The sequence below is a fragment of the Sinorhizobium sp. 6-70 genome (assembly GCF_030124375.1).
GTDB lineage: Bacteria > Pseudomonadota > Alphaproteobacteria > Rhizobiales > Rhizobiaceae > Sinorhizobium.
Genome location: NZ_JASKLS010000005.1, coordinates 333560 through 347634, shown reverse-complemented (window position 1 = coordinate 347634; position 14075 = coordinate 333560). Strand labels below are relative to the sequence as shown.

The window sequence follows — 14075 nt, the reverse complement described above, 5'->3', positions numbered from 1 at the left end:
TGGGAAAGCGAGATGACAGCTCATATGAACTTCGCAGCATCCACCAAGATCCTTGTCCTCTCCGACGACGCGGCGGCTGCGAGCTTCATGCTCGACACGTTCGGCTCGTTGTCTCGTTACGAGGTACGCCATATGGCGCTGAAGGCGCTTGGCGAGGCGGCGCGGTTTGATCCGACGCAGTTCAATCTGATCGTGCTCGATGTCGACAACGGCGAAATGCTGAATCGTCCGGAGCTTTTTGCCTTTCGCGGACGCCATCGCGACATTCCGCTCGTCGTCGTCTCGGAAGATCTGCCGAACGAAATGCTGCGGCTGCTCTTCCGGTTGAACGGCAACGATTGGCTGAAGAAGCCGCTGGAGCGCCGCTCGCTGATCGACATGATCTCGACGCATGCACCGGGGAGCGGGGCCTCCGACAGCCGGGTTCACGCGGTCGTCTCCGCCGTTGGCGGCGCCGGCGCCAGCGTCATTTCTTCGTCGCTTGCCCATGCGCTTGCGCAGCCCACGAAAAACGCCACGCCGCGCGTCGATCTGTTCGACATGGATTTTTCCTCCGGGTCGCTCGGCTATTATCTCAACCTTGTCAGCGACTACGATCTGAAGCCCGTCATCACCAATCCGTCGCGCGTCGATCTCGAATTCATCGACCTGGTGCGCAAGCGTCACTCGGGCGGCTTTTCCCTGCTGTCGTTCAAGCAGCCGTCGGTGCTGCTCGCGGCCAAGGGCGCCGAACTTGTGCTGCGCATGCTGGACGTCGCGGCCTTCGAGAGCGATCACACGGTCATCGACATGCCCTATTACGAGACGCCGTGGAAAACCGACGTGCTTTCATCGGTCAACAGCGTCTACATCGTGACCGAAATGACGATCCCGGCACTCCACCAGGCGAAGGACCTCTTCCTCAACCTTGTACGGCTGCGCGGCAATGCGGATTCGATCTTCGTCGTCATCAACAAATACCGCACCAAGCTCTTCAGCCTTGGCGTGCGCCGGCAGCAGGTGGACAAGGTCTTCAAGGACACACACGCCCATATCGTTGCCTATGACTGGGACACGCTGAGCGAAGCACTGAACCGCGGCGTGCTGCCCTTCGAGGTGAACGCGCGCTCCGGCTTCTGCAAGGCCGTCAACAAGCTCGGAGCGCTTGTCCGATGATCGCATGCATGCGGGTGAGCAGCGAAGAAATGCCGGCGCAGCGCACGGCCGGAGCGCCCGTGCGGGCGATCTTCGTAGCCGCCGCGCTTGCTCTTGCGGTTTCCCCGGTCGCGGCTCTGGCGACCGGTCTGGTGCCACGAAGCCTGGGGCCGGCCACGGGCGTCGTGGTGACCGCGGAGCAGAAATACCCGGCCGGCACGATCGTCATCGTCAGCGACAACCGGACGCTCGATCTCATCGTCTCCGGCAGCCGGGCGATCCGCTACAGGATCGGCGTCGGCCGCGACGGCTTCCGCTGGAGCGGCGTCGTGAAGGTCGGCCGAAAGGCCGAATGGCCCGACTGGCGGCCGCCGGCCGAGATGAAGGCGCGCGTGCCGGGGCTTCCCGAACTGGTGCCGGCCGGGCCGTTCAATCCGATGGGCGCGCGCGGGATCTATCTCTACCGGGGCAAGGCCGACACGCTCTACCGCATTCACGGGACGAACGAGCAGTCGACGGTCGGCGACTTTGCGTCCTCCGGATGCTTCCGCATGAGCAATGCCGACGTCATCGATCTCTACGACCGGGTGAAAGTCGGAACCACGGTGATCGTGAAATAGTCGAACGGAGTGAAAGGCTGATGGCAACCGGGTTCATGGGACGTTTCTACAAGCATCAGCAGCCGGACGAGCGCGAGCAGCCGAAAAGCGCCGATGTCCTTCCCGCCGGCCCGGCCGCGAACGTGGCTGCCCCTGTCGCCGAAGCCGCCGCTGCGCCTGCCGTGGTCGAAGAGGATACCCCGCTCGGCCGGGACATGGTGGCCGAACGGGTCAACCTGCACCGCTATCTCTTGGACCGGATCAACCTCGGCATTCTCGACACGCTCGACAACGAAGAGATCGCGACCGAGATCAGGCCGCTCGTCAAGGACTATATCCGGCGCAACAATTTCCCGCTGAATGCCGTGGAGATCAATGATCTGATCCGCGACATCACCGACGAGATGCTCGGCCTCGGGCCAATCGAGCCGCTGCTCGCTGACGAGACCATCGCCGACATCCTGATCAACGGCCACAAGAGCGTCTATGTCGAACGGCGCGGCAGGCTCGAGAGCACCGCCGTCCGCTTCAAGGACGAGGATCACCTGCTCCGCGTGATCAACAAGATCGTCTCGGCCGTCGGCCGCCGCGTCGATGAGTCGACGCCGATGGTCGATGCCCGCCTCAAGGACGGATCGCGCGTCAACGTCGCGATCCGTCCGATCTCCGTCGACGGCCCGCTTGTTTCGATCCGCAAGTTCACCCGCAAGCCGCTGACGCTCGAGCGCCTCGTCGAAAACGGCGCGATGGCGAACGCCATGCGCATCCTCCTCAGCGCCGCAGTCAAGGGCAAGGTGTCGATGATCATTTCGGGCGGCACCGGTTCGGGCAAGACGACGCTGCTCAATGCGCTTTCGTCGCAGATTTCGCCGACAGAGCGCCTGATCACCATCGAGGACGCGGCCGAACTGCAGCTCCAGCAGCCGCATGTCGGCCGGATGGAAACCCGGCCGCCGACGCTCGACGGCCGCAACGAGGTTCGTCAGCGCGAGCTCCTGAAAAACGCGCTTCGCATGCGGCCCGACCGTATCATCGTCGGCGAGGTGCGCGGCGAGGAAGCCTTCGACATGCTGCAGGCGATGAACACCGGTCACGAAGGCTCGATGACGACCATCCATGCCAACACGCCGCGCGATGCCGTCGGTCGACTGGAACAGATGGTCGGCATGGCCGGCATGCCGATGTCGCAGCTCAGCATCCGCTCGCAGATCGCCTCCGCCATCACGCTCATCGTTCAGGTGCAGCGCTTGAGCGACGGCAGCCGCAGGATCGTCTCGGTTTCCGAGATCACCGGCATGGAGGGCGAGGTCGTCCAGATGCAGGAGATCATGCGCTTCAAGAAGACGGGCACGGGAGAGGACGGCCGCATCCAGGGCGAATTCCGCGCGACGGGCCTGCGCCCGCGCTTCATCGAGGAATTCGCCGAAGTCGGGATCGCGGTGCCTGCGGCGATCTTCGAGCCCGGCAGACCATTGCAAACGGGGCCCGTCCAATCATGACGCTCATCCTGCTTTACGCCGCCGTGTTCATCGCGGCGCTGATCTCCGCCGAAGCCCTGCTGCGCGGCTACTTCCGGACGTCCGAACGCCACAAGGCGGTGAACCGTCGCCTTAGCCTGCTCGATGGGAGCGAGGATCACGGCAAGGCCTACCATGACATGCTGAAGGAGCGCGGCGCCGGCGAGAACTGGCGATCGCTTCCCCTGATGCAGCGGCTGAAGCAGGTCTACACCCAATCCGGCATCAAGTTCGATGCGAAGCGTTTTGCGCTCTATACCATCGCCGGTGCACTCCTCGTCTGGCTGGTCGTTCAGTTCCTCGTGCCGAGCAACCTGGTCCGGGTCCCCGTCTTTCTCGCCGTCTGCTTCCTTATACCTGTGCTTGTCGTCTCGTGGGCACGGGCGAGCCGCATGCGCAAATTTGCGGAGAAACTTCCCGAGGCCCTCGACGTGGCCAACCGGAGCCTTGCGGCCGGACATCCGCTGCCGGCGGCGATCGCGCTCGTCGCGCGCGAAATGCCCGATCCGGTCGGCAGCGAGTTTGGCCTTCTGTCGGACGAGCTGACCTACGGCGTGACGCTCGACGACGCGCTCGTCAATCTATCCGACCGCGTGGGTGTAGAGGATCTGAACCTGCTGGCGATCTCGCTCAGCGTGCAGGCCGGGACCGGCGGCAATCTCGTCGAAATCCTGCAGAACCTATCGAAGACATTGCGCGATCGGTCGATGCTGAAGGCCAAGGTCAAGGCGATCTCTTCGGAAGGGCGCATCACCGCGATCTTCATGTCGCTCTATCCGTTCCTGCTTTACGCTATGATCAAGGGGCTCTCGCCGACCTATTTCGATCCTGTCTGGGACAGCGGCCACGGATCGACCGTCGTCACCGTGCTGCTGGTCATCATGGCGATCGGTAATGTCATTCTCTACAAGATGGTCAACTTCGAGTACTGAGGCCGCGATGTCGAGCGAGTATGGGATCTACTTCATCGTCTTCTTCTCGGTGCTGATCTTTTCCGGGGCGGCATCCGAACTGATCTTCCGGCGGCGCGAGGTCGGTGTGCGGCTTTCGGAAACGGGCGCGAAGGCGGGCGGCGACGAATTCCAGTTGGGAGACGCCGCAATCGCCGATCTCGGCGAGGCGGAAAATCGCCTGATCCGCCGCTATTTCGAGATCACCCGACGCGACACCAATGCCAACTCCACCCAGAACCGGCTGATCCGTGCCGGCTATTTCAGCGCCAGCGCAGTGACGGTATTTCAGGTCATCCGCGCCGTCATATGCTTTGGCATCGTGGCGGTAACGGTCTGGGCTCTCAGCCGCTTCCTTCCCGAATTGTCGCAGCTCGTTATCCTCGTGATGGCAATGTTTGCAGCCGGCATCGCCTTTGTCCTGGTCAATATCTATATCGACCGGCGCGGTGACGCGAAGGAGCGGGAATATCGCCGGCTGTTTCCCGATTTCATGGACATGCTGATCGTCTGCCTCGACGCGGGCATGAGTCTGGAAGCGGCGGCCAACCGCGTCGCCCGGGAATTCGTCGACAAGCGCAAGGATTTCGGACTGCACCTTTCGATCATGATGCTGGAAGTGCGCGGCGGACGCCGGCTGCGCGAGGCTTTGGCCAACCTTGCGGCGCGTTTGCGGATCGACGAGGCGCGCGCGCTTTCCGTGCTCTTCCGCCAATCGGAAGAACTGGGAACCAGCGTGACCCAGACGCTGCGCGTCTACAGCAAGGAAATGCGCGACCTTCGGGTCGTGCGGGCGGAGGAGAAGGCCAATGCCCTGCCGATCAAGATGCTGCTGCCGCTCGGCGCCTTCCTGTTTCCAGTGAGCCTCATCATCGTGCTCGTGCCCATCGTCATGCGTGTTGTCAGTGTTCTCTCCGGCCTCAAGCCCGGCGGTTAAAACAGCGAGGTCTCCATGCACTATTCGCCCGATCAAGGCCGTGAAGACTTCGCGCTGACGCTCGATCCCCGAATGCCGCTGGCGCCCGCTGGCGTGGAGGAAACCGGTCTCGAACTGTCCTTTATGCTGCGCCTGGCAGCAAAATGCGCAGCCGAGCAGGATACCGTCACCCCGTCGCATCTCGCCGGTCGGATGAAATTGCCGAAAGCGGTGGTCAATCAGCTGGTCAAGGAACTGGTGAAGCTTGCCTTCCTCGAAGCGAGAGGACTCGCCGGCGAGGACGTCAGGTCGGACATCCGCTATGCCCTTTCGACGAAGGGCCTCGAATACGCGCACGCGGCGTTGCGGCAATCGCAATATGTCGGGCCGGCGCCGGTTTCGCTCGACGCCTTCTGCCGGCAGCTCGGATTGCAGTCGATCCACCACGAGCGGGTGACCCAGGACCGGTTGATCGAAAGCCTCGAGGGGCTGGTGCTATCGCCGTCACTCGTAGAGAAGCTTGGCCCGGCCATGAATTCGGGACAGTCCATCCTGCTTTACGGACCACCGGGCAATGGCAAGACCAGCATCGCCGAACGCTCCGCGCGGCTGCTTGTCCAGACGATCTGGGTGCCCTATGCGGTCGAGGTTGGCGGCTATGTGATCAGCTTCTACGACGAGGCCGTGCACCGGCCGGTTTCCGAGGCGTCGGGAAATCCGTACCCCAAGGCCGACCAGCGATGGGTCGAATGCCGGCGGCCGGTGATCAAGACCGGCGGCGAACTGACGCTCGAGCTCCTCGACCTCGCCTTCAGCGACGGCTCGAATGTCTACGAGGCCCCATTGCACCTCAAGGCCTCGGGAGGCGTGTTCATCATCGACGATTTCGGCCGCCAGCAGGTGTTGCCGCAGGCGCTGATCAATCGCTGGATCGTGCCGCTCGAGCGCGGATATGACTTTCTCACGCTGCATACGGGCAAGAAGTTCAAGGTTCCGTTCGATGAGCTTGTGGTTTTCTCGACCAATATCGCCCCGAAGGATCTCTCGGACGAGGCGGGTCTGCGGCGCCTCAAGTACAAGATATTTGTGAATAACCCCTCGAAGGACGAATATATCCGGATCTTCGAGACTTATGCGCGCGAAGTCGCGGTAGAGATAAAGGCTAGTGATTTGCACCTGTTCTATGAGCGTAAGTACTGCGGTGCATCGCTGGCGTCCTGTTACCACCCGAAGTACCTGCTGGATTTCATCAGGTCCTATTGTGAGTTCAACACGATGCCGAAGGTGGCTTCGCTGGGAATGCTGGAGCGGGCGTGGGAGGGTGTGTTCACGCTGGACTAGTGCATGTTTCCTTAAATCGCAGTCGATTTAGGCACAAAAACATGCACCAATTCAAAGTGCTACAGCGTCCTTTGCGCGTCTGATTAGACGCGCGGCGCTGTGGGTGTGTTTGTTATTAAGGAATGCCTGAAATACTGATGTGATGAACTTCAGGGAGTTGGCCCTGCTTGCGGCGGAGTGATGCGGATGACCAGTATTCCGGATGTCGATGTCGAACCTGACGGTGCGAGGCAACGCGGCGAGCGACCGGCGAAAGAGCCGAGCCGTTCGAAAGGGGCCTCCCTGATTGCGATTGCGTTGCTGCTGCTACCACTCAATGCCGGCATTCTCCTTTACACGGCGAAGAATGCCGCCGATGTGCGCGAAAGCCGCGAGACGCTTGCTGCGCTCAAGCGCTCGATCGACGGCCTGCAAGAGCTGGTCGACAAGCAAGGCCGACACATCGCCAGAAGTGCCAAGGGCGAGGACGTGGCAATCGTTCGCCAGCGTTTGGAAAGCCTGCGCAAACAAGTCGCCGATTTTGATGCCGGCATGCGTTCCGGTCTGGTTGCCTCCGGCGGAAGCCTGATCATGAGCGCGCCCGGAAAGGGCGTGACACAACGGCTGGAGCCATCAGGGACCACGGTCTCCGTCGGACTTGAGGCCGCGGATGACAGCCTCGCCCTGGCCGATGCCGAAGGCGTATCCGTCGCGGACTTGCCGCATTACGAGCGATCGGTCTCGCCCGAGGGCAAACTTATTCTGCGGAAGGTGCGGTAAATCCTTACGGCATGCGTCCTTTGCGCATCTGATCAGACGCGTGGCGCTGTGGATTTTCGCGAGGAGGCGGTTTCTGCGAAGCTCGCGTCGAAGCACCTGAAGATGATCAGTTCGAGCGGAGCTTGGCCATCTTTCATAGGCTGTGGTACCGATCCGGACGCTTCAGCCGTCGGCTAAACCGCTTGTCTTTGCACGGCCCTATCGCTGCGCGAACTTCACGCTGTTTTTCATGAGTTCCAGGTTTCTGGCCGTGGTCTCGTTTGTCGGATCAAGCTCGTACGCCTTCAGGAAGTAGCGCCGGGCCTTGGGCAGGTCGCCCCGCAGAAGATGCGAATATCCGATATTGTTGTAGTAGACCGCCGTGTTGCCGATCATGCCGGAGAGTTGCTGGTAGGCACGGTCGGAGGTATCAAACCGGCCGATCATGTCGGCTGAGGCGGCAAAGCCCAGCCAGGCGGACGGGTCTTTGGGAAAGACCGCAACGGCGCGTTTGTAGATGGCATAGGACTTGCCGTAATTCTTTTCCTGGAACTGCAGCTTTCCCGTGGTGACCAGTTCATCGTTTTTGTAGAAGGCGACGGCCGAATCATCTTCGAGGGTTTTGGCGCTGTCGCCGAACGCCGCTATGTCATCGAAAGCGGCTGATTGACAGCCCGCCAGCGCGACTCCGCCCGCGAGCAACAAGGTAAGGCATCTGATCTGTGATCTGATCTGAGAAGTTGCCATTCATTCCCCCAGTTTTTGGGCAGCGTAGCCTTGCGCATGCAAGCACTCACGGGAAATCTTCCTGAAAAAATGCTAATAAATGAAGAATTGAAACAATGAGTCGCATTAAAGAGACACATCGTGTATCTGAGGCCGGCGTCGGCATTTGCCGACACAGACACGATGAACAATGTTCCGGCCAAGTTGCCAGTGTAATCGGTCGTGCCGGTCCAAGCAGGAAAGCGACGATCGGTAAGCCCCAGTTAAGCGTCGTCTTATATACAAAGAGTGTCAGAGCGACCGCGCTCCAGTCAAAGGGGATGCCAACGCATGCGCGCTTTAGTTCTCACGTTTCTTAGGCTCGGCCCCTGTGGCGCCTATGGCTTGGCGGCGATGTTTCTGGGCAGCATGGTTCTGCTTGCCCAGTATCCCGCGAGCGAGTTCGCCTGGTTTCTCTACATGACGATACTTCCGGTCATGCGCGAACCGGTTTTCATGCTTCTCGCCGTTCCAGGCATTGGGCTTTGGGGTGCTGCTGCAATGCTGCTACTTGCGGCGCTTTTCGGCATCCTTCTGGCGATCCGGCCAGACCGATATCCGCGTATACGTTTCGTCCACGCCCATGTCGCGCTGATCGCGACCGCGCTTGCCATGATGCGAGCGGCAATCGCCCAGGCCGGTCTTTCGGGGCTCTCGCTGCCGCAGATGCTGCGCGGCGACTGGGCCCTCCTGCCGCTCGCCCAATCGCCGCTCGGGACGGCGCTTTTTGTCCTCGTCCTCGCTGCATGTGTCTGCTCTCATGCCGCTATCATCAGGCGTATCCGCGCAAATAGCGCGACCATCGGCGCTGCGTTTGGGCGTCCATACCCGACAACGATGAGCAGCGCCGCATCGGCGCGCCAGGGGTGATGAGCTGGCTCGATCCCAGCCCGGTTGGGACTGAAGTTCCCGCACTCCGACCCGCTCGAAAGCGAGCTCTTGCTCGCAAGCGGTTAAGTCCCGAAATTCGGCTGTATCCAGGCGTTCGATGCGGCGACCGCGCATGAGCACTTTACTCGCTGGGCCTGCACCATTGCCAGACCATGCGCAAGATGGTCATTCCGCAGGCCTTGAAGAAAGTGATTCCACGATGGCGGGGCTAGTCATCGGCTTCTTTCAGGATACGACACTGATCACGATCGCATTCTCCCATGGAAGATGTAACGGTGAACCCAAGCGCCGTGCGTCTTTTCAGACGCACAAAAGGACGCTGTAGCACTTTGAATTGCTGCATGTTTTTGTCCCTAAATCGGTTACGATTTAAGGAAACATGCAGCAAGCGCCGAAATTGAATGTCGTGGAGGACAGGAATTGGTTGAACGGACGTACTTTGCGCCGAAGGGTGGCGCGCCCATGCAGACGGAACTCCTCACCGGGCGCGCGGTTTTCACGGAAGCCTATGCGGTGATTCCGAAGGGCGTGATGATGGACATCGTCACAAGCTATCTTCCCTTCTGGGAAAACACGCGCCTCTGGGTTCTCTCGCGTCCGCTTTCCGGATTCGCCGAAACGTTCTCGCAATATATCATGGAGGTCGGACCAGGGGGCGGCAGCGATCGGCCTGAACTCGATCCCGCGGCCGAAGGCGCTCTTTTCGTCATGGAAGGCGAGGTTACCGTCGAACTCGACGGTCGGCGGCACGAGCTTCGCCCGGGCGGTTTTGCTTTCATCCCCCCGGCAAGCGCCTGGCGGCTGCGCAACCATGGAACCGTGCCAGCGCGATTTCATTGGATTCGCAAGGCCTACGAGGCCGTCGAAGGGCTCGATGCGCCAGAGGCATTCTTCACCAACGAGGCCGACATCACGCCCGCGCCCATGCCCGGCACCGACGGCAAATGGGCGACGACGCGGTTCGTCGATCCGGCGGATATGCGCCACGATATGCATGTGACCATCGTGACCTTCGAACCCGGTGCGGTCATTCCGTTCGCGGAAACGCATGTCATGGAGCACGGGCTCTATGTTCTCGAAGGCAAGGCTGTCTATCGGCTGAACCAGGACTGGGTCGAGGTCGAGGCGGGCGATTTCATGTGGCTGCGCGCTTTCTGCCCGCAGGCCTGTTATGCCGGTGGTCCGGGCAATTTCCGCTACCTGCTCTACAAGGACGTCAATCGGCATATGCGCCTGTCGCGATAGGGCCGGCCTCAGATCAGCCGCTCGTCGAAATTGGGGCGCGAGCGGATGAACGACCAGAGCGCCTTGCTGATGTCGGTGATCTCCCGGATCGCGTTTTCGAGACGCGCCAATTCGCGCGCGTCGAGCTGTTCCACCTTGCCGTAGCGAATCTCCTTCTCGCCCTCGACCAGGCGCATCAGCTGCGTGCTCGATATCTCTCCCTGCTCATCGAAGGAGTAGATACAGTGGCTGTACTTGTTGCGCATTTTCGACTGCTGTTTCAGGCGCTCGGTGATCGACAGGACCTGGTCGCGCGTTTCGGGTGGGGTCGCCGGCAGCTTTGCCAGGCGCTCCGTGAGGTCGATGCGCGCGCGTGTGGTGTTCAGCGTCAGGAAGACGATGATGGCTGATTCCTTGTCGACCTTCAGCAGGTGCGCGATGATGTAAATCAGCAGGCTTTCGGTGTTGGTCCAGACGTAGTTCAGGCGACCAACCAGCAAAAGCACCTCCTGAGCCGCCGCCATGACGCTACCTCTCAGGTCTCCTTGAACGCCCGCGACATGCTGTCGGTGATCGGCTTCGTCAGATATTCGAAGAACGTTCGTTCGGATGTGGTGATCAGGACTTCGGCCGGCATCCCGGGTACCGGGTGGAAGCCGTGGATGCGGTTGATCTCGCTCGCAGGCACCTCCACGCGGACGATGTAGACATCGCGTTGCTGCCCGCCGGCCACTTCCTCGATGGAATCGGCCGAGACATAGAAGAGCTTGCCCTTCAGAACGGGCGTCGTGCGGCGGTTCAGCGCGGAAAGGCGTATCGTTGCATCCTCGCCGACCTTGAGCTGATCGATGGCCGTTCGAAGCACCTGCGCCTCGATGATCAACGGCACATTGGCTGGCAGGATTTCCATGATCGGTTTCCCGGTTGCGATCACGCCGCCGGCGGTATGAAAATAGCTGCGCACGACCGTGCCGTCGACGGGGGAGCGAATGGTCGCTCGGTCGAGCACCTCGGCCGCTTCGCGGGCCTGCTGGCGCACGGCATCAAGGTCGGCCTCGGCCCCTTCCAGGCCGTCCAGCGCGGTCTGCTTGTTGGTGTTGATGGCAATGACAGCTTCCTGGCGATAGCGATCGATCTGGGTGTGGCTTTCCCTCACTTCCGATTCGAGCCGGCCGATCTCGCCCATCGCGTCGGCGATCGCCCGGTCGAGCGCCAGGAGCTCAGGTCGCCTGATCAGGCCGCTTTGGGCCAGTCTGCTCTTGGATTCGCGCTCCTCCGCCAGGATCTCCATCTGTTTGTTGAAGGAGGCCCGCTGCAGATCGTAACCCTTGGCGCGAAATTCGAGGGAGCGAATGTTCTGGTCGATGAGGTTCAGTTGGTCCCGCAGCTTGATCTTCTTGCTCTGAAAGATGACGTTCTGGCTTTCGATGATCGCCCGCACATCTGCATCGTCCGCCTGCTCGGCGACGATCTCCGGCACCTTGAAGGTGTCGCTGCCCATCGCTTCCGCCCGAAGTCGCGCGACCACCGCTTCCAGGCGAAGGCGTTTGAGGTTGAGCATGCGCGCATTGGCGCGCGCCGGGGTCTGGTCGAGCTTCACCAGTATATCTCCGGCTCTGACCTTGTCTCCTTCGTCGACCAGCAGCTGCTCGATGATGCCGCCTTCGAGGTGCTGGATGATCTTGTTGTTGCCGTTGGCGACGAAACTTCCCTGGGCGATGATCGCCGCTGCCAGCGGTGCGGCAAAGGCCCAATAGCCGAAGCCGCCGAAGGACGCCGCGATCAGGGCTAGGCCGGCGAAGCTGTGGAGCCTTATCGAGCGGGGGACCTCGGAATACCACTCCGCGGCATTGTGCGGATCGGCGCTTGTCCTGCTCGGGCTCATTGGCGACCTCCGCGAATACGAGGCTGTGCTCCGTCGTGGTTCGGCGCCCCGCCAAGCGCGGCGAGAACTTCGTTTCGCGCGCCGAACATCGCGACGGTCCCTTCATTGAGCACCATGATCTTGTCGACGCATTGCAAAAGGGCCGGGCGCTGGGTGATGGTCACGGTCGTGATGCCCTGGTTCTTCGCATGGAGAAGCGCGCGGGCCAGTGCCGCCTCGCCATTGCTGTCAAGATTGGAATTCGGCTCGTCGAGGACGACGAATCTGGGATTGCCAAAAAAGGCTCGCGCGAGGGCAATCCGTTGCTTTTGTCCGCCTGAAAGGGGAGCGCCGTCTGCAGCGACCACTGTCTCGTAGCCCTGTGGGAACGTGGCGATCAGGTCATGCACGTCGGCAAGCACGGCCGCGTCGTAGATCATGGCGTCGTCGACATCGTCGCGCATGCGGCAGATGTTTGCCTTGATCGTGCCGGGAAAGAGCTGAACGTCCTGGGGCAGATAGCCGATGCTTTCGCCGAACTGACGCTGATCCCAGTTTCTCAAGTCCATGAGATCGAGCCGGACGCTGCCGGATGTGGGCAGGATCGATCCGACCAGCATCTTGCCGAGCGTCGTCTTGCCGGAGCCGGAGTTGCCGATGATGGCAAGTGCCTCTCCCTTGGCGAGCGAGAAGGATATGCCGTTCAAGATCACGCGCTTCTGCGGCGGTGGCACGAACAGGATGCGTTCGACATCGAGCCGGCCCTCGGGGTTCGGCAAGCGCAGCCGGGGGAAATTCAGCGGCGAACCCAGGAGAAGCTGTCTGATCCGGCCATAAGCCGCGCGCGAATGATTGAGCTGGTTCCAGCCCTCGATCGCGCCTTCGACCGGAGCGAGTGCGCGGCCCGCGATGATGGAAGCGGCGATGACCATGCCGCCCGTCAGTTGGCCCATCATCGCCAGATGCGCGCCCCAGCCGAGGAGCGCCACCTGGGTGAACATCCGCACGGCCTTCGAGGCGCCCGCGAACATGATGTTGCGGTCCTGGGCATAGACCTGCGCCTTGAGCGATCCGGCCGTTTCGTGCCCCCACATCTTCACCGCCTCCGGAATCATCGCCAGCGCATTGATGATCTGCGAATTGCGCGACATCGAATCGAGATGAAAATTCGCGCGGCCGAGATAGCTGTTGGCCTCGCTGAACGAGCGCGTCGTCGCCTTCTGGTTGAGATAGGCAATGATGAAAAGAACGACGCAGCACGAGACGACGATCAGCCCGAGCTGCGGCTGGATCAAATAGACGACGACGACGAAGAGCGGGGTCAGAGGTGCGTCGAGGAACGAGATCAGCGTACCGGACGTGATGAAGGCGCGAAGCTGCTGCAGGTCGCTCAGCACCTGATAGTCTCGCCCGTTGCCGTGCAGCGATGCCCGCGCCGCGGCGCTAAGGATCGGTGCGCCGAGCTGGACTTCGATCTCGACTGCGGTCCGCATCAGAATGAAGCGGCGAATGGCGTCGAGAACGACCTGCAGAAGGATGGCGCCGAGAACCGCGATCGTCAGCATGAGCAACGTATCTTGCGACCGACTTGTCAGCACCCGGTCGGAGATCTGGAACAGGTAGATCGGGATGGCAAGGACGAGAATATTGATCGCGACGGTGAAGACGACAACGATCAGCATGTTGTGTCGGACCGCAGCCAGGCAGTCTCGCAAGCTTGCAGCGAAGTTTACCGGCCCGGTGCGCCTGTGAAACGTATCCTTTCCCTCTCCTCCATTGTCGGCCTCGGTCTTCCCGCCGGCGTCACGCGCGGTCGGACGGCGCTCACCCTCCCTGAAAGGGCCGGGTTCGTTGTTGATCGTCGGCGACAACGGCCGACCAGGCAGGCTCTTGAGCGCATCGTTCCTGCCGCTTTCGCTGCCGTGCGCCTTTTTCTTTTCGCTGCCCGGCTGCTCCCGAGGCGGCGATCGACCTTCGGTGTCCTGATCGGACTTTTTCGGGTCCTCGAAGTCATTGTTGATGGGATCGACGGAGATTTTGGGCGTGCCAGGTAGTTTTAGCTCCGGTGCGGCGTGCGACAACGGTTTGCCTTCATTGACATACCGTTTGGAAAGGTCGTTCATGGCACTCCCTCGC

The 14075-nt window shown here is 61.3% G+C and carries 13 protein-coding genes; 9 read left to right on the top strand and 4 right to left on the bottom strand.

Annotated elements, in window-relative coordinates:
* Nucleotides 1-12 precede the first annotated feature (12 nt).
* From QN222_RS13200 to QN222_RS13170, 7 genes are all read left to right on the top strand, one after another.
* Nucleotides 13-1155: a pilus assembly protein gene (locus QN222_RS13200; RefSeq protein WP_283964834.1), complete on the top strand. Its 1143-nt coding sequence runs from the start codon at nucleotides 13-15 to the stop codon at nucleotides 1153-1155.
* A gap of 59 nt (nucleotides 1156-1214) precedes the next feature.
* Complete coding sequence (locus QN222_RS13195) at nucleotides 1215-1754, top strand: L,D-transpeptidase (RefSeq protein ID WP_283964837.1); 540 nt, start codon at nucleotides 1215-1217, stop codon at nucleotides 1752-1754.
* A 20-nt stretch (nucleotides 1755-1774) separates the two neighbouring features.
* On the top strand, nucleotides 1775-3232 hold the full coding sequence (locus QN222_RS13190; protein ID WP_283964835.1) for a CpaF family protein: 1458 nt from the start codon (nucleotides 1775-1777) through the stop codon (nucleotides 3230-3232).
* On the top strand, nucleotides 3229-4182 hold the full coding sequence (locus QN222_RS13185; RefSeq protein WP_284005462.1) for a type II secretion system F family protein: 954 nt from the start codon (nucleotides 3229-3231) through the stop codon (nucleotides 4180-4182). The genes QN222_RS13190 and QN222_RS13185 overlap by 4 nt, the downstream gene beginning before the upstream one ends.
* A gap of 7 nt (nucleotides 4183-4189) precedes the next feature.
* On the top strand, nucleotides 4190-5137 hold the full coding sequence (locus QN222_RS13180; protein WP_283964754.1) for a type II secretion system F family protein: 948 nt from the start codon (nucleotides 4190-4192) through the stop codon (nucleotides 5135-5137).
* 15 nt (nucleotides 5138-5152) lie between these two features.
* Nucleotides 5153-6457: an AAA family ATPase gene (locus tag QN222_RS13175; protein WP_283964753.1), complete on the top strand. Its 1305-nt coding sequence runs from the start codon at nucleotides 5153-5155 to the stop codon at nucleotides 6455-6457.
* Between the two features lie 186 nt (nucleotides 6458-6643).
* Entirely contained in the window at nucleotides 6644-7216 is a 573-nt protein-coding gene (locus QN222_RS13170; RefSeq protein WP_283964752.1) for a hypothetical protein, read from the top strand.
* Between the two features lie 198 nt (nucleotides 7217-7414).
* On the opposite strand, the gene QN222_RS13165 is transcribed toward QN222_RS13170, so the two are convergent.
* Nucleotides 7415-7942, bottom strand: coding sequence for a tetratricopeptide repeat protein (locus QN222_RS13165; RefSeq protein WP_283964751.1), 528 nt, complete (start codon nucleotides 7940-7942; stop codon nucleotides 7415-7417).
* Between the two features lie 309 nt (nucleotides 7943-8251).
* Here QN222_RS13165 and QN222_RS13160 point away from each other — a divergent pair, with 309 nt between their 5' ends.
* Nucleotides 8252-8830, top strand: a complete 579-nt coding sequence (locus QN222_RS13160) for a hypothetical protein (protein ID WP_283964750.1) — start codon at nucleotides 8252-8254, stop codon at nucleotides 8828-8830.
* 441 nt (nucleotides 8831-9271) lie between these two features.
* Nucleotides 9272-10096, top strand: coding sequence for a bifunctional allantoicase/(S)-ureidoglycine aminohydrolase (locus tag QN222_RS13155; RefSeq protein ID WP_283964749.1), 825 nt, complete (start codon nucleotides 9272-9274; stop codon nucleotides 10094-10096).
* An 8-nt stretch (nucleotides 10097-10104) separates the two neighbouring features.
* Here the strand turns inward: QN222_RS13155 and QN222_RS13150 are convergent, their stop codons facing one another.
* From QN222_RS13150 to QN222_RS13140, 3 genes are read right to left on the bottom strand one after another with little or no spacing between them, the layout of a single operon-like run.
* A complete protein-coding gene (locus QN222_RS13150) occupies nucleotides 10105-10599 on the bottom strand; it encodes a hypothetical protein (RefSeq protein WP_283964748.1) in 495 nt (164 codons plus the stop codon).
* Nucleotides 10600-10610: 11 nt separating this feature from the next.
* A complete protein-coding gene (locus QN222_RS13145; RefSeq protein WP_283964747.1) occupies nucleotides 10611-11960 on the bottom strand; it encodes an HlyD family type I secretion periplasmic adaptor subunit in 1350 nt (449 codons plus the stop codon).
* Entirely contained in the window at nucleotides 11957-14062 is a 2106-nt protein-coding gene (locus QN222_RS13140; protein ID WP_283964746.1) for a type I secretion system permease/ATPase, read from the bottom strand. Before QN222_RS13140 ends, QN222_RS13145 begins: the two co-directional genes overlap by 4 nt.
* Between the last annotated feature and the right edge of the window lie 13 nt (nucleotides 14063-14075).

Bases quoted from the DNA above. Each gene is read 5' to 3' on its own strand.
- QN222_RS13200 (WP_283964834.1), top strand. From the start codon at position 13: ATGACAGCTCATATGAACTTCGCAGCATCCACCAAGATCCTTGTCCTC.
- QN222_RS13190 (WP_283964835.1), top strand. From the start codon at position 1,775: ATGGCAACCGGGTTCATGGGACGTTTCTACAAGCATCAGCAGCCGGAC.
- QN222_RS13185 (WP_284005462.1), top strand. From the start codon at position 3,229: ATGACGCTCATCCTGCTTTACGCCGCCGTGTTCATCGCGGCGCTGATC.
- QN222_RS13180 (WP_283964754.1), top strand. From the start codon at position 4,190: ATGTCGAGCGAGTATGGGATCTACTTCATCGTCTTCTTCTCGGTGCTG.
- QN222_RS13175 (WP_283964753.1), top strand. From the start codon at position 5,153: ATGCACTATTCGCCCGATCAAGGCCGTGAAGACTTCGCGCTGACGCTC.
- QN222_RS13170 (WP_283964752.1), top strand. From the start codon at position 6,644: ATGACCAGTATTCCGGATGTCGATGTCGAACCTGACGGTGCGAGGCAA.
- QN222_RS13165 (WP_283964751.1), bottom strand. From the start codon at position 7,942: ATGGCAACTTCTCAGATCAGATCACAGATCAGATGCCTTACCTTGTTG.
- QN222_RS13160 (WP_283964750.1), top strand. From the start codon at position 8,252: ATGCGCGCTTTAGTTCTCACGTTTCTTAGGCTCGGCCCCTGTGGCGCC.
- QN222_RS13150 (WP_283964748.1), bottom strand. From the start codon at position 10,599: ATGGCGGCGGCTCAGGAGGTGCTTTTGCTGGTTGGTCGCCTGAACTAC.
- QN222_RS13145 (WP_283964747.1), bottom strand. From the start codon at position 11,960: ATGAGCCCGAGCAGGACAAGCGCCGATCCGCACAATGCCGCGGAGTGG.
- QN222_RS13140 (WP_283964746.1), bottom strand. From the start codon at position 14,062: ATGAACGACCTTTCCAAACGGTATGTCAATGAAGGCAAACCGTTGTCG.